22 protein-coding genes and 4 tRNA genes are annotated in these 22,390 nt (G+C 32.9%); 12 read left to right on the forward strand and 14 right to left on the reverse strand.

Annotation, left to right across the window (positions count from 1 at the left end):
• Positions 1-9 precede the first annotated feature (9 nt).
• The 3 genes from ACKX2A_RS03030 to ACKX2A_RS03040 all read right to left on the reverse strand — a co-directional run bounded on the left by ACKX2A_RS03030 (position 10) and on the right by ACKX2A_RS03040 (position 3,878).
• Positions 10-1,563 carry a M56 family metallopeptidase gene (locus ACKX2A_RS03030; RefSeq protein WP_415327561.1) on the reverse strand — a complete coding sequence of 518 codons (1,554 nt, stop codon included), beginning with the start codon at positions 1,561-1,563 and terminating at the stop codon, positions 10-12.
• 114 nt (positions 1,564-1,677) lie between these two features.
• Entirely contained in the window at positions 1,678-3,513 is a 1,836-nt protein-coding gene (locus tag ACKX2A_RS03035; protein WP_415327562.1) for a M56 family metallopeptidase, read from the reverse strand.
• 2 nt (positions 3,514-3,515) lie between these two features.
• Entirely contained in the window at positions 3,516-3,878 is a 363-nt protein-coding gene (locus tag ACKX2A_RS03040; RefSeq protein WP_415327563.1) for a BlaI/MecI/CopY family transcriptional regulator, read from the reverse strand.
• 252 nt (positions 3,879-4,130) lie between these two features.
• Here ACKX2A_RS03040 and rpiA point away from each other — a divergent pair, with 252 nt between their 5' ends.
• The 4 genes from rpiA to ACKX2A_RS03060 all read left to right on the forward strand — a co-directional run bounded on the left by rpiA (position 4,131) and on the right by ACKX2A_RS03060 (position 6,675).
• Positions 4,131-4,844 (forward strand): ribose-5-phosphate isomerase RpiA, encoded by a 714-nt coding sequence (rpiA, locus tag ACKX2A_RS03045; RefSeq protein ID WP_415327564.1) that lies wholly within the window; start codon positions 4,131-4,133, stop codon positions 4,842-4,844.
• Positions 4,845-5,010: 166 nt separating this feature from the next.
• Positions 5,011-5,598, forward strand: a complete 588-nt coding sequence (locus tag ACKX2A_RS03050; protein WP_415327565.1) for a hypothetical protein — start codon at positions 5,011-5,013, stop codon at positions 5,596-5,598.
• A 294-nt stretch (positions 5,599-5,892) separates the two neighbouring features.
• The gene (locus ACKX2A_RS03055; protein WP_415327566.1) at positions 5,893-6,345 is read left to right on the forward strand and encodes a carboxymuconolactone decarboxylase family protein; all 453 of its coding nucleotides are present in this window, start codon (positions 5,893-5,895) and stop codon (positions 6,343-6,345) included.
• Between the two features lie 123 nt (positions 6,346-6,468).
• Positions 6,469-6,675 (forward strand): DUF2945 domain-containing protein, encoded by a 207-nt coding sequence (locus ACKX2A_RS03060; RefSeq protein WP_415327567.1) that lies wholly within the window; start codon positions 6,469-6,471, stop codon positions 6,673-6,675.
• Between the two features lie 50 nt (positions 6,676-6,725).
• Here the strand turns inward: ACKX2A_RS03060 and ACKX2A_RS03065 are convergent, their stop codons facing one another.
• From ACKX2A_RS03065 to ACKX2A_RS03085, 5 genes are all read right to left on the reverse strand, one after another.
• Complete coding sequence (locus ACKX2A_RS03065) at positions 6,726-7,136, reverse strand: hypothetical protein (RefSeq protein WP_415327568.1); 411 nt, start codon at positions 7,134-7,136, stop codon at positions 6,726-6,728.
• Between the two features lie 115 nt (positions 7,137-7,251).
• A tRNA-Met gene (locus tag ACKX2A_RS03070) sits at positions 7,252-7,324 on the reverse strand.
• Positions 7,325-7,362: 38 nt separating this feature from the next.
• Positions 7,363-7,435 (reverse strand) — tRNA-Met (locus tag ACKX2A_RS03075).
• 38 nt (positions 7,436-7,473) lie between these two features.
• Positions 7,474-7,546, reverse strand: a tRNA-Met gene (locus ACKX2A_RS03080).
• 38 nt (positions 7,547-7,584) lie between these two features.
• Positions 7,585-7,657: transfer RNA gene (locus tag ACKX2A_RS03085), tRNA-Met, on the reverse strand.
• 101 nt (positions 7,658-7,758) lie between these two features.
• Here ACKX2A_RS03085 and ACKX2A_RS03090 point away from each other — a divergent pair.
• Genes ACKX2A_RS03090 through prmC form a run of 4 tightly spaced genes read left to right on the forward strand, consistent with a single transcriptional unit; the run spans position 7,759 to position 10,732 of the window.
• Complete coding sequence (locus tag ACKX2A_RS03090; RefSeq protein WP_415327569.1) at positions 7,759-8,370, forward strand: L-threonylcarbamoyladenylate synthase; 612 nt, start codon at positions 7,759-7,761, stop codon at positions 8,368-8,370.
• A gap of 46 nt (positions 8,371-8,416) precedes the next feature.
• Complete coding sequence (locus ACKX2A_RS03095) at positions 8,417-9,118, forward strand: lysostaphin resistance A-like protein (RefSeq protein WP_415327570.1); 702 nt, start codon at positions 8,417-8,419, stop codon at positions 9,116-9,118.
• 4 nt (positions 9,119-9,122) lie between these two features.
• Positions 9,123-9,881 (forward strand): peroxide stress protein YaaA, encoded by a 759-nt coding sequence (gene yaaA / locus ACKX2A_RS03100; RefSeq protein WP_415327571.1) that lies wholly within the window; start codon positions 9,123-9,125, stop codon positions 9,879-9,881.
• Entirely contained in the window at positions 9,881-10,732 is an 852-nt protein-coding gene (prmC, locus tag ACKX2A_RS03105; protein ID WP_415327572.1) for a peptide chain release factor N(5)-glutamine methyltransferase, read from the forward strand. The genes yaaA and prmC overlap by 1 nt, the downstream gene beginning before the upstream one ends.
• Before the next feature lie 84 nt (positions 10,733-10,816).
• Here prmC and ACKX2A_RS03110 read toward each other — a convergent pair whose 3' ends face one another.
• Genes ACKX2A_RS03110 through ACKX2A_RS03125 form a run of 4 tightly spaced genes read right to left on the reverse strand, consistent with a single transcriptional unit; the run spans position 10,817 to position 16,478 of the window.
• Positions 10,817-11,458: a rhomboid family intramembrane serine protease gene (locus ACKX2A_RS03110; protein ID WP_415327573.1), complete on the reverse strand. Its 642-nt coding sequence runs from the start codon at positions 11,456-11,458 to the stop codon at positions 10,817-10,819.
• A 23-nt stretch (positions 11,459-11,481) separates the two neighbouring features.
• A complete protein-coding gene (locus tag ACKX2A_RS03115; protein WP_415327574.1) occupies positions 11,482-14,058 on the reverse strand; it encodes a DNA gyrase/topoisomerase IV subunit A in 2,577 nt (858 codons plus the stop codon).
• A 6-nt stretch (positions 14,059-14,064) separates the two neighbouring features.
• On the reverse strand, positions 14,065-14,541 hold the full coding sequence (locus ACKX2A_RS03120; RefSeq protein WP_415327575.1) for a hypothetical protein: 477 nt from the start codon (positions 14,539-14,541) through the stop codon (positions 14,065-14,067).
• Between the two features lie 47 nt (positions 14,542-14,588).
• Complete coding sequence (locus ACKX2A_RS03125) at positions 14,589-16,478, reverse strand: DNA topoisomerase IV subunit B (RefSeq protein WP_415327576.1); 1,890 nt, start codon at positions 16,476-16,478, stop codon at positions 14,589-14,591.
• 273 nt (positions 16,479-16,751) lie between these two features.
• Between ACKX2A_RS03125 and ACKX2A_RS03130 the strand changes: the two genes are divergently transcribed.
• From ACKX2A_RS03130 to ACKX2A_RS03145, 4 genes are all read left to right on the forward strand, one after another.
• Entirely contained in the window at positions 16,752-17,465 is a 714-nt protein-coding gene (locus ACKX2A_RS03130; protein ID WP_415327577.1) for a LytR/AlgR family response regulator transcription factor, read from the forward strand.
• A gap of 184 nt (positions 17,466-17,649) precedes the next feature.
• The gene (locus ACKX2A_RS03135; protein ID WP_415327578.1) at positions 17,650-18,336 is read left to right on the forward strand and encodes a hypothetical protein; all 687 of its coding nucleotides are present in this window, start codon (positions 17,650-17,652) and stop codon (positions 18,334-18,336) included.
• 6 nt (positions 18,337-18,342) lie between these two features.
• A complete protein-coding gene (locus ACKX2A_RS03140) occupies positions 18,343-19,002 on the forward strand; it encodes a hypothetical protein (RefSeq protein WP_415327579.1) in 660 nt (219 codons plus the stop codon).
• A 165-nt stretch (positions 19,003-19,167) separates the two neighbouring features.
• The gene (locus ACKX2A_RS03145) at positions 19,168-20,316 is read left to right on the forward strand and encodes a methionine aminotransferase (RefSeq protein WP_415327580.1); all 1,149 of its coding nucleotides are present in this window, start codon (positions 19,168-19,170) and stop codon (positions 20,314-20,316) included.
• Positions 20,317-20,525: 209 nt separating this feature from the next.
• On the opposite strand, the gene ACKX2A_RS03150 is transcribed toward ACKX2A_RS03145, so the two are convergent.
• Together ACKX2A_RS03150 and ACKX2A_RS03155 are read right to left on the reverse strand one after the other, a co-directional pair.
• Positions 20,526-21,290 (reverse strand): SDR family NAD(P)-dependent oxidoreductase, encoded by a 765-nt coding sequence (locus tag ACKX2A_RS03150; protein ID WP_415327581.1) that lies wholly within the window; start codon positions 21,288-21,290, stop codon positions 20,526-20,528.
• 89 nt (positions 21,291-21,379) lie between these two features.
• The gene (locus ACKX2A_RS03155; protein WP_415327582.1) at positions 21,380-22,327 is read right to left on the reverse strand and encodes a helix-turn-helix domain-containing protein; all 948 of its coding nucleotides are present in this window, start codon (positions 22,325-22,327) and stop codon (positions 21,380-21,382) included.
• Between the last annotated feature and the right edge of the window lie 63 nt (positions 22,328-22,390).

Consider the following 22,390-nt stretch of genomic DNA (forward strand, 5'->3'; position numbering starts at 1 on the left):
TTGTTTTTTTTAATTCGTAATAATTTCCATTCTTTTGGCATAAGACCTCTTAAGATCTCCTACCCTTTCTATTTTAAAAAGTTTAATATTGGCAGGAGCATCCGATGCGCCTTTGAAATTGGCCTGATACTGTAAAAATTCATCTTTGGAAACTTTATTTCCGTTGACAAAAAGTTCTGCTCCATCAATGAAGATCGTCATCATATTTGGATTTCCGACCGGAGATTTAGCATCATTTTTAATTTCATTTCCGTTGATATCAAAAACTTTTGTTGTTGTTTTATCAAATTTAAAAAATCCATAACCTGAATTAGAATTTACCTGTGTCACTCTAGCTTTGCTTAATTTTTCGATTTGTTCTGCATCTTCCTTAAGCTCATTTTTTTCCTCTTCAGTCAGAGGTTTTTTATCGTAATCTCTATTTTTAGGAAATTTTTCGTCAAAAGCCAGCTCTTCTCTGTGGGATTCTATAGTCTTTATTAATTCCTGTTTAGATTTTTCGTTTTGCTTTATCAATTCCAATCTTCTTTTTTCTGTATCCCTGTAAAACCGAGCATATTCATTTTCTGACTTTTCTGTAGCCAGACGGTTTTTTGTTGTTTTAATCTCACCTTTATCTTGATTTTTCTGAGGGGTGATCGTATCCTTTTTCATTTGAGAAACAGCCTGGTCTATTTTGATATTGATTTCTCTAATTTCCTTATTTTTCGCATTTACCATATATGCAAATATCATAGTGCAAACAAGCGGCAGCGCGAAAATTCTTCGGGTATATCCAAATTTCGTTTTAGGTTTTTGTAGCATAGTTAATCGTTTTTTTAAATTTGAACTCAGAAACGGGTTCGTTGCAGGCAGCTCATTACCTGAAAAATGGCTTGTTAAAAGCATTTGTGCAAACATTTTAGTATCCGATTGCTGTACAGATTTGTTATCCGCCAGATATTCATGAATCAAACTCAGTTCTTTTTTAATAATGTGATAGAAAGGATTGAACCAAAAGCTAGATGCGATAATTTCGACAATCATCTTGTCCACCGTATGTTTTTGTTCAATATGAACCATTTCGTGTTTTAAAATCTGCCTTCCTACTTCTGAATTCAATTCAATTGAATTTTTCCAGAAAAGATTTTTAAAATAAGAAAATGGTGCGTTTGTGAGATCTGTCCTGTAAAAATTAATATTTTGGATTTGTTCTTTCTGAAACTGCTTTTTTAATTTTTCAATTTTAAAAATCCCTAATAAAAATTTTAATAGAAAGAAAAGCGAAATGAATCCCAAAGCTAAAAATACAATGCTTAAATAAATATTTTCATGGTTATCAGCATTTTTATAGAAACTAAAGGTTTGCATTCTTTCGATAAAAAAATATATGTTTCTGCTGACTTCAATGGTAAAATTTTCAACTTTTATCAAAGGAATCAGTAAAGAAAGCGGCAAGGCAGACAACAAATAAAACCTGTTGTAATGATGGAATGTTTTATCCTTTAAAAACAGATAATAATATCCCAATAAAACCGCTGTACAGATAACAATTTTAATTAAATATGAAAATAACGTCTCCATATTTTTTCAACTTTATGTTTTAATAAAATATTTTAACTCTTTAAAATAATATCAATAAAAAAGCTCTGTCAATATTTTTTAAATTAAGTATCAACAGAGCCGATTGGAACTTTATTATTTCTTCTTCGTTTCAATTCTGATTTCTCCGGTTGTTTTTCCCCCGTCGACATTTCTTTTATTAACGTCCATTCTCGATATATTTTTAGGATCCAGAGCCTGCATTTCTGCATTGGTAGACTCTTTTCCGTCGATGTAAATTTTTATATCCCCATCTCCGTTTATATTTTTAATCCCTGAAGCAATCAAAGACTGTCCATTTCTTTTCAAAGTAATATTGTCCGCATTTATTCTGAAAGTTTTTTCATCAGGGAATGTTTTAAAAGTGTTGGCATAAACATATACTCGCTTATTTCCGTCTAAAACTCTTCTTTCTGCTTCAAGCTTTGCCCTTTCGCCCTCAAGCTTTGCTCTTTTTTCGTCAAGTCTTGCTCTCTCCTTCTCCAATTTTGCTCTTCTTCTGGCTGTAGAAGCAGATTCTTTTGCTCTCTCTGCAGATTTGAAAGCCATATTAGCTTCCGGAGTCCATTTCATATCTTTCATGTCTTTGAAAGTGTAGATTTTTACTTTTGGAGCGTTTGGTGCATTCGGCGGAGGTGGTGGTGCATCTGGAAAGTCAAAATCAAAATGCATATCTCCAAGATCAGCAATTTTTACATCACTAACAGTAGTTTCCCAATCTAATGATCTGTTTTTATTAGCAATTATTTTAAAATCACCGATATTTTTTTGAAAGTCTGGTGAATTTACAATTTTATTAATGTCGTCAGAAAGAGCATTAATTTCTTCTATATTTTTTTGAAATTCTTTACTGTCAGGTTCTAAACCTTTTAAATTTTTACTTTTCTCACCAATTTTTTTGCTTAAATCCGAAATTTTCTTGTCATCATTGGTTCTAATGTACACTTTCGGAGCTACAACAACATCATTTTTAGAATTTGGAGTAATTGTATCTTTTTTAATTGAGATTTTATCGTCTTTTTTAATTTGAGAAACCGCTTTCTCAATTTCTATATTTGTTGCTTTAATTTCTTGATTCTTAGCATTTACCAAATAGGCAAATGCAACTGAAAACACTACCGGCAATGCAAAAATTCTACGCGCATACCCGAATTTGGTTTGAGGTTTTTGTAACATTTTTAGTCGTTTTTTTAGATTTGAACTTAAGAACGGACTGGTCGCAGGCAACTGGTTTCCGGAAAAGTGGCTTGCTAAAAGCATCTGCGCAAATGCTTTTGTGTCCGATTGTTTTACGGCTTTTTTATCAGCCAGATATTCGTGAATTAAACTGATTTCTTTTTTAATGATATGAAAGAATGGATTGAACCAGAACACAGACGTGCTGATCTCAATAAATATCTTATCGAATGAGTGTTTCTGCTCAATATGTACCATTTCGTGCTTTAAAATTTGCTCTCCTACTTCGGAATTCAGCAAGATAGAATTCTTCCAGAAAAGATTTCTAAAGTATGAAAACGGTGCCTCGGTCAGGTTGGTATGATAGAAATTAATTCCATCAAAACTCTCCTTTTGAAATTGATTTTTAAGCTGTTGGATTCTAAAAATTCCGTAGATAAACCTTCCTAAAAAATAGAAAGAAACCAATCCCAAAGCTGAAAAAATAATTCTAAGATAAATGTGGTCATTGTTTAAATTTTTAGTTGAGTTAAAATTCTGTACCGTATCTATTAACTTATATATATCATTGCTTACTTCAATGGTAAAGTCTTCAACCTTTATTAAAGGAAGCAACAACGATATGAGCATCGCAGACAAAAGATAAAATCTGTTGTAGTGATGAAACGTCTTGTCCTTTAAAGACAACTGATAATACAAAAACGTTACACCTGAACATAAAATAACTTTTCCTAAGTATAGAAGTACAGTTTCCATGGTTATTTATTTTTGAGTTCGTCTAATAGCATTTCAAGATCTTCCACAGTCATCTCATTCTTTTCTACAAGGAAAGAAACGGCACTTTTGTAAGAACCTTTAAAATAATTTTTCACAAGACTTTTCATTGTTTTTCCGGAATATTGCTCCTGAGAAACCATTGGAAAATACTCATGTTGTCTTCCGTATACATTATAGTCTACGAATTCTTTGTCTTTCAACACTTTCAAAATAGTAGAAACGGTATTGGTGTGAGGCTTTGGTTCAGGGAAAAGATCCAGGACATCTTTCAAAAATCCTTTTTCCAGTTTCCATAAATATTGCATCACTTGCTCTTCTGCTTTTGTTAAAGTCTGAATTTTCATATCCCTTTCATTTAATCATTAATTATGATATAAAATTTTCACGGAATTCTATATCACTAAGAAATTAGTTATACAAATGTAGAAATAAAACTGATTCAAACAACTATTTTTTTAGTGATAAAAACCAAATAAGTATAATCAACTGAAAATCAATTATATAAATTTTATTAAAATTTGTTAAATTTTTAACTCTCAGAATTATTCACTATTTAATCTGTTGAAAAAAGTATTATTCTTTCTGAAATTCTTAAATTGAAACAGCAAAACATTGTTATCATCATCGCAATGAAAAAAGATTTAGAAAAAGAAAAAGAACTTGCTGCAAAAGAAGCTGTAAAATATTTAAAAGATAATACAATTATCGGCTTAGGAACGGGTTCAACTATATATTATGTTATTAAAGAAATTGCAGAACTTGTAAAAAACGGGCTTAAAATTAAAGCTGTTCCGACATCAATTAAAACTCAGGAACTTGCAATTTCTTTGGGAATTCCATTGATTGACATCAATACAGTCGATAAAATTGATATTACAATTGATGGTGCAGATGAGTTTACAAAAGATTTAACCTTAATAAAAGGTGGCGGCGGAGCTTTACTTCGGGAAAAAATTGTTGCATCCATGACAATTCAAGAAATTATTATTGCAGATTCGTCTAAACTGGTTGAAAAATTAGGCAAATTCAAACTTCCGATTGAGGTCGTTCCTTTTGCTTCAACATATGTTCATTCTAAAATTAAAGAATTACAAGGCAAAGGAGAAATTCGTCATATTAATAATCAAACATTTTTAACGGATCAAGGAAATTATATTATAGATGCAGATTTTGGTTTTATCACAAATCCTTCAGAATTATCAATTGCTTTAAATGAAATTGAAGGAGTTGTAGGACATGGCTTGTTTATCAATCTTACTCAAAAAGTCATAATGGGAAGTACCGATCAGGTGATTGTATTTGAAAAATAAATAGCAATTCACCTACGAAAATGCCTCTCATAAAAGTACGAAAACCATCATTTTGGCAACAATGAACAATTAATATTAAAGAATTGTTAAAATTTATTAAATAAAATTAAAATCTATTTGTTTAAAACGAGAAATTATATTTATTTTAGTGCTTTAAAAATTTCGCATGAAAAGATATAATTTACTGATTGTACTATTACTACTTGTTTTTAACATTACTACCGCTCAAAAGAAAGGTTCTCCGGCTGCGGATTTCAGTGCAGTAAGAGAAGCTAAAACTAAAATCGAAAATACAATTCCTTTAGCTATCAAACATTTAAAGGAAATCAGCGATAAAGAAAACGATCCGAATATCTTTGCAAACGGTAAAACGGCTATCGGAAAAGAATACGGAAAAATAGATCTGGAGTGGAAACTTTACAGAGGAAATATGAACAATTGTATCCTAAACAACTCTTCAAAGAAAGCGAAGAAGTGTATGGAATATCACAACAAAATGTTTGTTGGTACGATGATCAATTACAACAATTATATCACAAACCTTACAAGAAAGAACGGATATCTTGGTGTAGAAGGTGATACTAAATTTGATTTTAAACCTGCTGAAATCGGAACAAAATTGAGCGAATCATACTTCAACGCTCTTGATGCTGCAGGAAGAATGAAAGGGGCTCAGAGAACAGAATTTGTAACTCAGACCATGGCTGATGATTATAAACTGGCACCTTACAACGATTTAGCTGCGCAACAATAATTATTTTTTTTAATTAAATGATACCTTAAATCCTGCTTTTTATAAGCGGGATTTTTATTTTGTTTAAATTTTAACCACAAAGATGCAAAAGATTTATAGTTGATTAAAACTTAATTACTTAAAGAATTTCAAAAAGTAAGAATCAAAGATTTTTAAAGCTTATGTATTCTTTTTTTAAGCTTATTAATAGGTTTTAAAATCTTTTCTCACTTTTTGTGTTTAAAAAAAACAATGTTTGTCCAAAAACAAAAATTCGATTGTCATTAAGATATAAACAACAAATTTTAAAATCTTATGGAACCAAGAATCAATTTATTCGAAAAAGGAAAAAAAGCAATCACACCATTATTTGGAATTACTCAGTATTTAAAAAATTCGTCGATCGACAAACAACTGATGGAACTGGTAGATTTCAGAATTTCACAGATCAATAAATGCGCCTATTGTCTGGATATGCATTCCAAAGAGCTTCGTGCAATGGGCGAAACCGAGCAACGTCTTTACGGATTGAGCGCGTGGAGAGAAACTCCTTATTACACAGAAAGAGAAAGAGCAGCTTTGGAATATGCTGAGGCCGTAAATAACCTTCACGTTTCAGATGAAGTCTATGCACAGGCAAAATCACAGTTTTCCGAAGAAGAAATCATTGATCTTACTTTGGTCGTGAATGCAATCAATATGTGGAACAGGTTCAACATCGCTTTCCAACAAGTTCCCGGTGATTACAAAGTGGGAATGTTCGGATAATATCTTTCGAATTTAGAATGAATTTAATACAAAGAGAATCAAATTTTGGTTCTCTTTTTTATTGAATATAAATTTAAAATTTTATGGCATAATAAATGATTAACATTCATTAAATCAAACAAAATGAGCACATTAAAAAAAGGAGATATGGTAAAGTGGAGATTCAGCAACGGAGAAACTCACGGGATCATTACTAAAATTCATACAAAAGATTTCATTTTCATGAGCAGACAACGTCGAGCCTCAGAAGAAAATCCGCAATATGAAGTAATGAGTGAAAAGACAGGAAAATCTGCCGTTCATAAAGCTTCAGCATTGAAAAAAATATAAAAAAATTGCCACAAACAATTAGTTGTGGCAAATATTTTAAAGATGAACTTCTATTTTATTTTATCATAAATGAGCTTTGTAACGATAGCTCCAAAAAGATAATAAGCAACGGTCATCACTTTTTTCTCAGTTGTTTCCGCAACGGGATCATCATTGAGTCCCATTTTCTTAGGAAGCGCGACAGCACCTAACCCCATCATGATCCCTGAAATCATATTAAAACCTGTTGTTGCGGTAGTTGCATAATACATTCCGTTTCCTATCACATCTCCGGCCAATGTCGCAGCGTACAGCTGATCTTTGTCTGTAATTTTCATATCGACTTTATCCAAAGCTTTATTTAAAGCCTCTTCTCCCACTTTATTAATTTGAGGAACATTATCAAAGTTTTTCCTGATTGTTTCGTGCAGCAGATTGAGGGCAATTGCTCCTCCCAGACCTGCGAGAATTTTTTTGTACATGATATTTTGATTTAATGGTGTATCGAAATATGTACATAAATTAAGCCATTAAATTAAATCACTACAAAGAGAAATAAAAAAGAGTATCACAAAAATTGTAATACTCTTGGTTTAGTAGCGGGAACCGGACTCGAACCGATGACCTTCGGGTTATGAGCCCGACGAGCTACCTACTGCTCCATCCCGCGGTATATTTTTAGAGCGTTTACCGAAAACGCTTGCTTAGTAGCGGGAACCGGACTCGAACCGATGACCTTCGGGTTATGAGCCCGACGAGCTACCTACTGCTCCATCCCGCGGTGTATTTTTAGAGTGTTTACCGAAAACACTTGCTTAGTAGCGGGAACCGGACTCGAACCGATGACCTTCGGGTTATGAGCCCGACGAGCTACCTACTGCTCCATCCCGCGGTGTATTTTTAGAGTGTTTACCGAAAACACTTACTTAGTAGCGGGAACCGGACTCGAACCGATGACCTTCGGGTTATGAGCCCGACGAGCTACCTACTGCTCCATCCCGCGATATTGGATTGCAAATATACGAATATTTTTTAAAACTCCTAATTTTTCTTTTAAATAAAGGACTTTTATGAAAACTATTTTAATATTCGTATCTTTGAGCTATGGCAAAAATATTGAAAATATATCCAGATAATCCACAGGAAAACCTTATCAATGAGGTCATTAAAACTTTAAATAATGGAGGATTAATTATTTATCCTTCCGATACTGTCTATGCATTAGGCTGTAATATTTTTGACATAAAAGCCATGGAAAAACTGGCTCAGATCAAAAAAATTAAATTGGAGAAGGCTCAATTTTCCATTATTTGTAATGATTTAAGCCATCTTTCCGATTTCACAAGACCTATCGATACATCGACTTTCAGGTTTTTGAAAAGCCATCTTCCGGGACCTTTTACATTTATTCTTGATGCCAATAAAAGTCTTCCTTTAGCATATAAAGGTCACAAAACAATTGGTATTCGTGTTCCAGACCATTCGATTCCACAATTAATTGTTGAAAAATTGGGGCATCCGATTGCTTCAACTTCTATTAAAGATGATGATGAAGTTCTAGAATACTCCACTGATCCTGAATTGATTGCAGAAAAATATGATCATTTGGTTGACATCGTTATCGATTCCGGTTACGGAGACAATATGGCTTCTACGATTGTGGACCTTACTTCGGGCGAACCGGAAGTTATCAGACAGGGAAAAGGTGATATTTAAAAAATCAACAGAAAATCTTTAAACATTAATTTTTTACGTTGATTTTATGAGTCTGAACGGAAAATATTCTCTCGGAATTTTACTTACTTTTGTATTATTGGCTATAGTCATGATGTACATTTTTCCTTTAATTAATACAATTTTGGGAATAACGGACATTACTGCAGAAAAGTTTTTTTATACGAGAATTGTTTTTTGGTTTGTTTTAATTATTACATTTCTTTACAGTCTTTTTATTGAAAAAAATTCGCTTTTACTTTGGAAAGACAAAAAATATTCATTCGGATTTTATATTGTAGCAATTAGTGCGCTTTACTTTATTTGTTCGTTTGGTGGAGCTTTCTTAAATGTTTTAATTAAAATTTTAACTCAGGAGAAGTTTAGTGAGAAACTTGTTCAGCTTTCTTCCATTTTTAAAAACAATTATTTATTAATTATCTTTACCTGCTTAACGGCGGGTGTTGTCGAAGAGCTTCTTATGCGCGGTTATATGCAGCCAAGAATTGAAAAAATTTACAATAATCAATATTTTGGAATCATCATTTCCGCTATTCTTTTTGGGATTCTTCACAGCACTTACGGAACAATTGGTCAGGTTGTCGTACCTTTCTTTATCGGTGTCGTTTTTGCAGTTTTTTATAAAATTTATTCAAACATTAAGATCCTGATTCTTTGTCACTTTATATATGATTTTGTATCATTAATGGTGATGAATCTTATGGATCTCAAACATTTATCTGTATTTTAATAGTATGAAAATAGTAACATCTCCAGCCAAATTAATGAACGTAGAAAATACAACAGATTTGTTGAAAACGACTACCCCAAAATTCATTGAACAAGCGGAATTTATATACTCTTATTTAAAACAAAAATCTCCAAAATATCTTTCCGAGCTAATGGAAATCTCCCCAAAATTGGCAGACGAAAACTGGGAAAGAAACCAAAAATGGAAAGCAAAGCCAACAGCAAAAGAATCTGCTCCTGCAATGTTTGCTTTTACTGGTGAAGTTTACAGAGGCTTAGATGCGAAAACTTTAGATAAAAGCGCAGTAGATTATCTACAAAAAAATTACAGGATACTTTCCGGTTTATACGGCTTGTTGAAACCTTCCGATAAGGTAATGCTTTATAGATTGGAAATGGGAAGACCCTTCGAGTTCGATGAATACAAAAATCTGTATGAATTCTGGAGAGAAAAAATCACAGAACAGCTTAATTCTGAAATGAAAAAGAACGAAATTCTTTTAAACTTGGGAAGCAATGAATATTTTAAAGCTGTCGATCGTAAGAAATTAAACCATAAAATTATCGATTTTGATTTCTATGAATTAAAAGAAGGAAAACTAAAAACCATCGTTGTATACACAAAACATGCAAGAGGTTTGGTGGTAAGATTTTGTGCAGAAACCAATGCTCAGACTTTAGATGATGTAAAAGCTTTCAACTACGAAGGTTACAGAATAGATGAGGAAAAATCGACCGATACAAAACTTGTTTTTACGAGATAATGACTATTTCAGAGTTTAAAAAATATCTTAAAACAGAGCTTTCCGAGTTGTATACAGATTCGGAAAGTAGTTTTCTAAGTTCAATTTTCATTGAAAAAATTGTCGGTTTCGATTCTTTTCATCAACGAAGATTTTCTGATCAGGAGCTGCTGATTGAAGATGAAAAAAAATTATTAAATATCATTTTTGAATTAAAAACCAACAAACCCTATCAACATATTCTAGGTGAAACAGAATTCTATGGAATGACTTTTTTCGTGAATAAAAATGTACTAATTCCACGTCCTGAAACTGAGGAATTGCTTGAGTTTGCCATAAAAAAAATTCACAATTCAGCTTTGATAATCGACCGATTAAAAATTCTCGATATCGGCACGGGAAGCGGAATTATTCCTTTGGTTTTAAAAAAACATTTTCCACAAGCAGAAATCACTTCAATTGATTTTTCTGAAAAAGCATTGGAAACAGCGAAAAAAAATGCAGAATTTCATCAACTTGAAGTTAATTTTATTCATGCAGATTATCTAAATTTTGATTTGAAGAAAAATTTTGACATCATTATTTCAAATCCACCTTACATAGGAATTGATGAAGAACAGGAAATTGAGCATTCTGTAAAAGGATTTGAGCCAGCAATGGCACTTTTCTCTCCCACTCCCGATGCCTTGATTTTTTATAGAAAAATAGCCGAAGATTCTAAAAAATATTTGAACGAAAACGGATTATTATTTTTAGAAATTAATCAGAAATTAGGCCCGGAAACTTTGGAATTATATATTAATGATTTCTCAGAAGCTCTGTTGATAAAAGATTTGTCTGAGAATGACAGATTTGTTTTTGGAGTAAAATAAATTTAATAAGTTCAAAACAACTTGAAATAAAAAAACCAATGAATAATCATTCATTGGTTTATATTTTTTAATTAAATATATTTTCTATCTAATCTTCTTTTTAACAAAAATCTGATATCCTAAATAAATCAAAGGAAGCGACATTACACCTAAGTAATAAAGATTACTCAATGCCAATTGAGGATGCATTACGATTGAATAAACCAATCCGAAAAAAGCACCTCCCAAATGCGCAGAATGACCTAAATTATCCCACTGTTTAGGATTCAGCATCATATAAACTGAATATCCAAAATATAATGTTCCGAAGATCCATCCTGGTAAAAAGTTTACACTTATCTCATTCGGAGCCATGGCTATTGAAGCAAAAATAATCCCTGAAACGGCTCCTGAAGCTCCAATCGCAGAATACCAAGGCTGATTTTTATAAATCATTAAACTGAACAAATTCCCAAGAATTAAGGATCCAAAATAAATAATTAAAAATCCTATATTTCCAAAGAAAACCATTACCACGCCTTGAAAAAAATACAACGAAAGCATATTGAAAAACAAATGCATAAAATCTGCATGAAGAAATGCCGAAGTTATTAATCTGAAATATTCTTTCCTATTGTTAATGGCACTTACACTGAATTTGTATTTTTCAAACATTGCCACATTATTCAGTCCCATGTAACTAACGATACATGTAACTGCAATAATAACTAAAACAATTGGGCTCATAATTTTATCTAATTTTCTGTGTTTTAATTTTCATCACCCTGAAACAAATCACCGATCGTTCCTCCATCTTCCTCACCTTCAACTCTTTCCGGTTCTTCATAGACTTCTGGTTCCTCTTCTTCAGGTTCAGGAATTGTAATATTTATTGTTTTAACCTTAAATTTAGTGAATTGATTCCCAATTGCTTTTATGCCTTTTACAGAAATAAATTCGTCGATATCAATTGTTTCAGGATCACGCTCTTTACCTTTATCTTTCGCGAAAATAATTTCTGCAGTTGCACCATTTGCAACGATCACATTTTCGATGAAAGATTTACTATGTTCCGATGGCATAAAGGTCTGTACATTCGTATTATTTTCGAATAAGAATCTCTTAATGAAGTAGATATCTTTTTCGCCATCAAAATAAATGCACGTTACAGGCTGTTCCGGTCTCCATTTTTCAAGGACTAAATATTCATCATCAAAACGATTTCCAAGATCAAACGAAACTAATTTCGCTTCACCGTTCGTATTGATTGTCAGAATCTTATCATCACCTTTAAAACTTCCCAATAATGTTCCTCTTGCGTCTGCATTCAATCTTCTCACCGTATCATCGAACCAGATTCTTCTTGGCGCCAAAGTAGAAACACCTTCTTCTTTCAGATCTACTTTTTTCACCGCATATTTTGTAACCAGATTTCCTTTAGAATCACGACCTTTAATCGCCAATTCGGAGAAATCAATATCCATTTTATTTTTTCTGATTCTCGGATTTGGTTTTAAAAGAACACTTACTGTTTCCGCTTCACCATTCGGATTTGCTGAGAAATAAAGCGTTTCCGAGCCTTTTTTGTCCGAAGCTAAAGGATAATCCGTATTTCTCGTAACTCCTGTCACCGAAAAACGTTTCATATAATAAGGACCGTTTGTTCCCTCACGATAAATCATGTTGTAAACGGTTCTTTTATCATTTTTCTTCCAGATCGCAACGTGAAGAATATCTTTTCCGATGAAAGTTTTGGCTTCCACTTTTACGACTTTCATACTTCCGTCTTTTCTGAATGTAATGATATCATCAATATCCGAACAATCAAACAGATATTGGTCTTTTTTCAAGGAAGTTCCGATGAAACCTTCTTCGAAATTGGCGTAGAATTTCTCATTTGCCACCGCAACTTTTGTTGCATCAATGGTATCAAAAATTCTAAGCTCAGTTTTTCTTTGCCTATCTTTTCCGTATTTCTTTTGAATATTTAAATAATAATCAATTGCATACTGAATAAGATTTGCCAAATGATGTTTTACCTGCTCTATTTTTCCCTCAAGCGCGGCTATATTTTCTTTAAATTTATCTAAATCGAATCTCGAAATTCTCTTAATTCTGATTTCCGTTAATTTTAAAATATCCTCTTCCGTCACTGCTCTCAAAAGATGTCCGGTGTGAGGTTTTAATCCTGCATCAATAGTCTTTATAACATCTTCCCAAGTCTTTACTTCTTCAATCTCGTGATAAATTCTGTTTTCAATAAAAATCCTTTCCAATGAAGAGAAATGCCAGCTTTCCTGCAATTCATGAAGCTCGATTTCCAGTTCTTTTTTAAGTAAAGAAACGGTATGATCTGTGTTTCTTCTTAGAATTTCAGAAACGTTCAGGAACATTGGTTTGTCGCCAACAATTACACACGCATTCGGAGAAATTGTAACCTGACAATCGGTAAATGCGTACAATGCATCGATAGTTTTATCCGGCGAAGCATCATTAGGAAGGTGAATTAAAATTTCAACCTTATCCGATGTATTATCTTCAATTTTTTTGATTTTAATCTTACCTTTTTCATTGGCCTTTAAGATCGAATCAATTAAATCACTTGTAGTTTTAGAATAAGGCAGCTCGGTAATCATCAAAGTATGCTTATCTACCTGATTGATTCTCGCTCTGGCTCTTACTTTTCCACCCCTGTGACCGTCATTATATTCGGAGACATCGAGAAATCCGGCTGTAAGAAAATCTGGAAATAATTCAAACTTTTTGCCTTTAAGATAAGCAACAGAAGCATTAATTAATTCATTAAAATTGTGCGGAAGAATCTTCGTAGAAAGTCCGACCCCGATTCCTTCAACACCCTGTGCCAAAAGCAACGGAAATTTTACGGGAAGGTCGATCGGCTCGTTGTTTCTGCCGTCATAAGATTTTGCCCAATCGGTAGTTTTCGGGTTAAAAACCACTTCCAAAGCAAAGGGTGTTAATCTTGCTTCAATATATCTCGCCGCAGCCGCAGAATCCCCTGTGTAGATGTTCCCCCAGTTTCCCTGAGTATCGATCAAGAGCTCTTTTTGCCCGATTCCCACCATTGCATCCGTAATAGAAGCATCACCATGAGGGTGATATTTCATGGTGTTTCCAACAATATTGGCAACTTTGTTATAACGTCCGTCTTCCAGCTCTCGCATGGAATGCATGATTCTTCGCTGAACAGGCTTGAAACCATCAAAAACTGACGGAATCGCCCTGTCTAAAATTACATAAGAAGCATAATCCAAAAACCAGTCTTTATAAAGTCCCGATACTTTTTTTAAGCTCTCACCTTCATGCGAGTATTCTTCTGTCATCATTTACAATTAATACTTATTCTCGTTATTAGTCTTTACTACTTTAGCTAAGGAGAGTTTTAAATCATTAATTTCTTTTCTTGTGAGATATGAAATCTCGTATTTCAACATAGTAGAACCACTGTTTTTACTTGAAATTGTAATATACAGTCTTTTCATAAAAAAGATATCAATTACTTCATATTTCAACAGTTTGTACTTGGGAAATTCATCACTTAATGGTTTATCCAAAAAAGGAATGATGTTCCTATTTCTGAAATGAAGCGCCTCTCCGTCGCTGTCATACTCAAAAATCTGTCTTCCGTTAAGATAAAAAAATACTATCAATATGATTGGAACAATGATCAATAGTAAACTTTCTCTTCCTAAAATATTAAATCTGTATTCTTCCAACAGATAAGCTCCGATTCCTCCTATCAAAAACATGATTAAGAGTGTATTTACGAAGCTGTAAACCGAGGTTTTATTACGGTTACTTAGTCTCATTTTTGTTGTGTTTAGTGTTTTGTGTTTTTTAAAAATAAAATTTAAAATTAATTTTCATCTATGACTTCACTCAATATTTCTTTTTTATCGATATCAGGATCTTCAACCACTAGATTTTCAAGAATGAAAGTCTGCCTGTCCGGAGTATTTTTCCCCATATAAAACTCCAGCAATTGGTCGATTGTCTGATCTTTACCTACTACCACCGGTTCCAGACGAATGTCTTTACCTATGAAATGCTTGAATTCATCCGGAGAAATCTCTCCCAATCCCTTGAATCGGGTAATTTCCGGATTCTTTCCCAACTCATTCAAAGCCTTGATTCTCTCAGCTTCTGAGTAGCAATATCTTGTTTCCTTTTTATTTCTTACCCTAAATAATGGAGTTTGAAGAATATAAAGGTGATTATTCTTAATTAAATCAGGGAAAAACTGCAAGAAGAACGTGATCATCAACAGACGAATGTGCATTCCGTCGACATCGGCATCGGTTGCGATAATAACCTGATTGTACCTTAGATCTTCTAAACTTTCCTCAATATTTAGTGCTGCCTGAAGAAGGTTAAATTCTTCATTTTCGTACACAACTTTCTTTGTTAAGCCATAGCAATTCAACGGCTTACCTTTTAAAGAAAATACAGCCTGCGTTTCAACATCTCTCGATTTTGTGATCGATCCGGATGCAGAATCTCCCTCGGTAATGAAGATTTGAGTTTCTCCTTTTCTTTCGTTTTTCTGATCGTTGTAATGTTGTCTGCAATCACGAAGTTTTTTATTGTGAAGAGAAACTTTTTTCGCTCTCTCTCTAGCCAATTTTTGGATTCCGGAAAGCTCTTTTCTTTCTCTTTCTGAAATTAAAATTTTTCTCTGAATCGCTTCTGCAATTTCAGGGTTTTTGTGTAAGAAGTTATCTAGTTTGCTCTTTAAGAAATCAATGATAAATGTTCTTACCGTTGGCCCGTTGGGTCCTATATCGTTGGAACCTAATTTTGTCTTCGTCTGAGATTCGAAAACAGGCTCTTCTACATTAATGGAAACCGCTGCAACAATAGATTTTCTAACATCCGACGCATCGAAGTTTTTATTAAAAAATTCACGAATTGTCTTTACATATGCTTCACGGAAAGCATTCAAATGCGTACCTCCCTGCGTTGTATTTTGTCCGTTTACAAAAGAAAAATATGTTTCCGTCTGAGATTTATCGGTGTGTGTAATTGCCACTTCAATATCATTATCTTTCAGGTGAACGATAGGATATAAAGTTTCATTTTCAAGTTCTTCATCCAACAAGTCTTTAAGACCATTTTCCGAATAGAAAGTTTCACCATTAAAGATAATTTTCAATCCTGGATTCAGGTATGCATAATTGCGGAGCATTCTTTCGATATACTCTTTTCTGAATTTAAAATGAAGAAAAATTTCACCATCGGGAACGAAAGAGATCTCTGTACCGTTTCTGTCTGAAGTATCTTTTTCGTCAAAATTTTCTTTAATTAAGCCTCTCGAAAATTCCGCCATTTTCATCTTTCCATCACGGAAAGAGCGAACTCGGAAGTACTCTGAAAGCGCATTTACCGCCTTTGTACCGACACCATTCAAACCTACAGATTTTTTGAAGGCTTTGCTGTCGTACTTCCCTCCGGTATTCATTTTCGAAACGGCATCAACCACTTTTCCAAGAGGGATTCCACGTCCAAAGTCGCGGATCATAACTTTACCGTCATCGACTTTTATTTCAATTCTTTTGCCTGCTTTCATTCTAAACTCGTCGATTGAGTTGTCTAGAATTTCTTTTAGCAAAATATAAATACCATCATCAGCAGAAGAACCGTCTCCCAGCTTCCCGATATACATTCCGGGACGCAAACGGATGTGTTCCTGCCAATCGAGGGTTCTGATATTATCTTCGGAATAGATTGGGTTTATTTCTTGTGACATACGTAATTTCAGCAAACATACAAAAATACGAATTTGGCGAAAATTAAGCTAAACTTTTAATTCATTTTTTATCATTATTTATCTGCAAGTATTGGATAATTGTTAATAAAATACTATATTTACATTATTCAAGCATAAGTGAAAAACAAAATTCATTAATTATTTGAAATTTATCAACCAAATTTGATAATAAATTAAAATATTAATCTTTAAAAAATATAAAATGATTTAAGAGAAACTGATACAATAAAAACTAAAAACCTATTCCACACCATGAAAAATACATTACAAACGTGCATTATCGACGAACAAGACGATAGTGAATGCATTTCCCTCTTATTAAATGCAGAGTTTCCTGAATGCGAAATTGATTTCCAAGCCAATAAACTTGAATTTGCTGCCAGTTATTTGAGCAAAAAAACTCCTGATCTTTTATTTATCGATATTCCGTTAGGAGACGATTTGGCTGTAGAACGACTTTTATCATTCAGGCGGAATCATTCTCAGATTATTTTCATGTCGGATTGTGAACAATTTATTATTCAGGCCATCAAAACAGGAATTACAAATTATTTATTAAAACCTGTCACCAATCTCGACTTCGTAATCACCGTGAACAAGGTCATAGAAAACAATAAAAATAAAGTTTCTAGTTTTAATATTGTTCAAAATAAGATTAATCTTCCTACACTTCAAGGTTTTAAAAGAGTAAATATTGATGAAATTATTCGTTGTGAAGCAGATTCCAACTATACATTTATTTATTTGTCAGACAAATCTAAAGTAGTAGTTTCTAAAACATTATGTGATTTTGAAAAAAACCTTTCAGGACACAATTTTTTCAGAATCCATCATAAGCACCTTATTAATCTTGAACATTTAAAAGAATATATAAAAGGAAAAGGCGGGCAAGTGGTGATGGTAGACAATTCTGTTCTGGATGTTTCCATTCGCAGAAAAAATGATTTTTTGCAAAAAGTTGCCTGAATATGTGACAGTTGAATAGCTATTTAAAAGAAATTAAGACTGCCTTTTGGCGGTCTTTTTTATTTTAAACATTTGTTGATAAAAAATTTACACTTAATCAAAATACACCAACAGTTACTTATTCCCAATAGTGAGATATTTTATTCATGAATACTTTTATCAAAACTTTACAAAATAGTATATCATGAAAAAAACAAAAATCGCTTTAGCTGTAATCGGCTTGGTATTTTCACAAACATTTTTAAACTCTTGTAATCAGGACAGTGTAGATATGCAGACAGAAACTGTTGCTTCTAAAAGTTCTGATATATCGGTGAGTAATCTCGACGGTCAAAATTATTTTGATAATCCTGATATTTTTAATCAGGGTGTAAATTTTATCAAAGCAAAAGTTGCACAAAACGGACCTGGATATGTGCTTACCCAGAATGATCTTAATGAATTTTACCAGATTACCCAAATTCCAGATGCAGACCGATTGCCTCTAGACACAGTAAACCAATTGATCGGGCAAACAACAGCGTACTCTCAGCTTACTTTCTATGAAGCCCTTACAAATTTGGGATATTCTAATCCGGCTAAAGATCTTGCTGTTGCTATTTCTAACAGCTATATGCCTGATCTTGAAAACAAACTAGCGATAAACAATCTTCCTCAAAACGAAAAAGAATTCTTACGAAATCTTAATAAATACAGACTCAATTATGAACAGGGAGCTATTATTGGCGGAGGTGTAATGAGCAAAGATGGGGGCGGATTTATCGGCGGAGCAATAGGTCTTGGAATAGGATTCGCAGTAGCAGGGCCCCCGGGAGCATTCATTGGCGGTACAATCGGATGGTTTGTAGGCGTTGCCTTGGACAATAAATAAAACCTTATGAAAACTAAGAATAATATATTCTTCAAATTTTTAATTACTATTATGGGTATTTTGCTCATAATAGTAGTTTTTTCTTTTTATAAACGACCTTCTTTAGATTTTAGAATAAAAAATTTAAAACTAGAAACTCAGGCTATTTATTTGATACAAAGGGGAACAACCGGAAAACTTGGAAATCTTGCCAAAGATTTCAATCTTAAAAACAAATACGCATCTCATTTAGGAATTGGATTTATAAAAGATGGTGAACTCAATATTTACCATATTTATGTAAAAAAGAATGCTCATAAAAACAATCTTTTTATCGAAACCATCGAAGATTTCACAAAACCTGAAGATCTGAATTATGTATCTGTATGGAAATTAAATAACATAAATACTGAAAAATTTGAAAGCATTAAAAACACATTAATTTCTTCTGAAAAAGAAAACATCATATTCGATTTCGATTTTGATGAAAATAATGAAAAATATTATTGTTCTGAGTTTGTGGTAAGAGCACTTAGAAAAAATGATATCCAAATAATGCAAGACCACAAGAAAAAAGTAGTCGGATTTGCAAGCCAAATGTTAAGAAAAGATTCCCTTATTTATTTTCCTGTGGATGGTTTTGAGGGTTCAGATAAAACCACAAAAATATTTGAGTGGATTAAATAAAAACTTCTTCTCAAAAACTTTTGATTTCCAAATAAGTTGATATGAATTCAAAAGGGAGGCTGTCTTTATTGTGAAGACAGTCTTTTTTATTTAATATTATTAAGGTTTCATTACCTTTTTCTTGAAAAAAATAAATAAATTCGATATCAATAAAATTTCGTTTTAATGATACAACTTCCTTTATCAAAACTTTCCAATGTCGGAACTACGATTTTCAGCCAGATGACGCAACTTGCCAATGAAAATGAAGCCATCAACTTATCCCAAGGCTTTCCCGATTTTATGCCAGATTCCGAATTGTTGGATCTCGTAGACAACTTTATTAAAAAAGGCTTTAATCAATACGCTCCGATGGGCGGAATGATTGGCTTAAAGGAAGAAATTGCAAGAAAAATAGAGAATTCGCACCAGGCAATTTATCATCCCGATTCTGAAATTACCGTGACTGCAGGTGGAACTCAGGCAATTTTTACAACCATTGCCACTTTTGTAAAAAAAGATGATGAGGTGATCATTTTTGAACCGGCTTATGATTGCTATGAACCAACTGTAGAGCTTTTCGGAGGAATTGTAAAGCGTTTTGAAATGAAAGCTCCGGATTATGAAATCGATTGGAACGAAGTGAGAAATCTAGTTTCAGATAAAACGAAAATGATTATTTTAAACAATCCAAACAACCCTTCCGGAAAAATTTTAAAAGAAAATGATCTTCAGGAATTAATAAAAATCGTTGAAGGAACTTCTATTTTAATTTTAAGCGATGAAGTGTATGAAAATATCGTTTTTGATGGAAAACAACATTTAAGCATCTGTAAATATCCAGAACTGAAAAACAGAAGTCTTTTGGTGGCTTCTTTCGGAAAGCTATTCCACGTGACAGGCTGGAAGGTAGGATATTGTGCGGCTCCAAAATATTTGACGGATGAATTTAGAAAGATTCATCAATTCAATGTATTTTCTGTAAATACTCCAATTCAAATGGCTTTGGCTGAGTATATGAAAAATGAGGATCATTACAATTATTTGAATCAATTTTTTCAGGAAAAAAGAGATTTCTTAAGACAAGGTTTGGCTACAACTTCTTTTGAACTTCTAGATTGTGAAGGAACCTATTTTCAGGCTTTGAAATACGATAAAATATCCGATAAAAACGATTTTGATTTTGCCAGAGAACTGACGATCAATCATAAAGTGGCAAGCGTTCCGTTTTCTTCTTTCTATAAAAATAAATTGAATGAAAATGTAATTCGTCTATGCTTCGCGAAAAAACAGGAAACTTTGGAAAAGGCTATTGAGAATTTGGCTAAATTGTAATTTAATTCTTAAAATTTAATCTCTCACGGATTTGGCAGATTATGCAGATGATTGCATATATTTTTTAAATTTTAAATAAAAAAACTGGTGACTTTGAGAACCTTAGTCACCAGTTTTTTTGTGGTATCAATATAATTATTAATTGAATAATTGATTCTTACCCTCATGGGTGATTGAGGCTATCGAAGTCACCACATTTATTTTAGATATTATAAAAACATTCCTCCGGAAGCTTCGATTCTTTGTCCTGTAATCCAACGCGCATCTTCCGTACACAAGAACGCTACAACTCCACCGATATCATCCGGAACGCCTACTCTACCTAAAGCTGTAGCACCTGCAACCATATCATTTATTTCTTTTGTATCTCTTACCAATCCTCCACCGAAATCTGTTTCTATAGCACCTGGAGCAACAACATTGGCTTTAATTTTTCTTGCGCCCAATTCTTTTGCCATATATTTTGTCAGCATCTCGATTCCAGCCTTAATTCCACCATAAACTGAATATCCAGGCGTTGCGAATCGTGCCAATCCGGAAGAAATATTTACAATTCCTCCATTTTCGTTGATGAACGGCAAAAATTTCTGAGTCAGGAAAAATACCCCTTTGAAATGAATATCTACAATATCATCCAATTGCTCTTCTGTAACATCCGTAATCGAAGCATGCAAAGAAGTTCCTGCATTATTGATTAAAAAATCAATATTTCTGCTTCCCGTATTTTCTTCTAAATGATCTCCAACTGTTTTTACAAAAGCATCAAAACTCTTTGTATCTTTTGTATCCAATTGATAAGCAATTGCTTTTCTTCCAAAAGATTGAATTTCTTCAACAACCTTATCGGCTTCTTCTTTATTGCTTTTATAAGTTAAGATCACATCTAGCCCTTTCTGAGCAATTTTAAGAGCAGAATTTCTTCCTAATCCACGACTTCCTCCTGTAACTAATGCGATTTTTGTTCTTGTTTCCATTTTTTTTGTTTGTTTTTGATGAGACAAAGTTCAGACAATTTTAAGGGAAAGTGTTTGCTTTAATCAAACTGAAATTTGCAAAATTCAAATCATGAGCGAAATTCCAACGGAGCCAAAGAAGTTTTCTTTTTAAAGAAATTTGAGAAATGGGCTATTTCCTCAAAACCTAAAGCATAAGCTATTTCTGAAACATTCCATTTTGTTTGTTTTAATAAAATTTTAGCTTCCTGAATTACCCTTTCTGCAATAATTTCAGTAGTCGTTTTTCCTGTACTTTCCTTTAATTTTTTATTTAAATAATTCACATGAACAGCCAAGCGATCCGCATAGTCTTTTGCTGTTTTTAGTTGCAGTCTCTGGTCAGAACTTTCAATAGGAAACTGTCTCTCCAGCAACTCAATAAACAAGGAAACTACGCGTAGCGAAGCATCATTTGAGGTTGATAATTTTGAAGCAGGCTGCAATTTTTGCCCATAATGAATAAGTTCTAATACATAGTTTCTGATTAAATCATATTTGAAAATATAATCGGAATCAATCTCTTTTTTAATCTTAGAAAACAACTGTTCAATCTCATCCGCTAGCTCATCATCAATTTCAAACAAAGGAATATTTCCCGGCTGAAAAATGGGTAAATCTTCAAGAGTATTGTGGGATTTATCTTTTATGAAAAAATCTTCTGTAAAAACACAGAAACTCCCGGATTGTTGCGGATCTTCCGGAATCCAATGATAAGGAACTTTAGGTGTTGCAAATAACAAAGCATTTTTCTGAATTCGGATAATTTTGTCTGCATATTCAGCTCTGTTTCTACCTCTTATCAAGCTTATTTTGTAATATTTTCTCCTATTGTAAGGCATTTCAGAAGTCAGCCTAGATCTTTCTAGGGTTTGAGCAATATCAAAAACATTGAAATGACCGATATCTTTATGAAGACCTTTTGGGAAAATACTTTCAACATCTTTTCCCAGCTTTTCTGTCATCTCTTGATAAAAATCTTCCAGCGATGTATATGAAGTGTGTGCTGTTTTTTCCATGACTAGAAATTTGTAAAAATCAAATGTACGAAATAATATTTTTAAATTTAAATGAGGAAAAAA

This window comes from Chryseobacterium sp. MMS23-Vi53, assembly GCF_047651245.1.
In the GTDB taxonomy this organism is placed as follows: domain Bacteria; phylum Bacteroidota; class Bacteroidia; order Flavobacteriales; family Weeksellaceae; genus Chryseobacterium.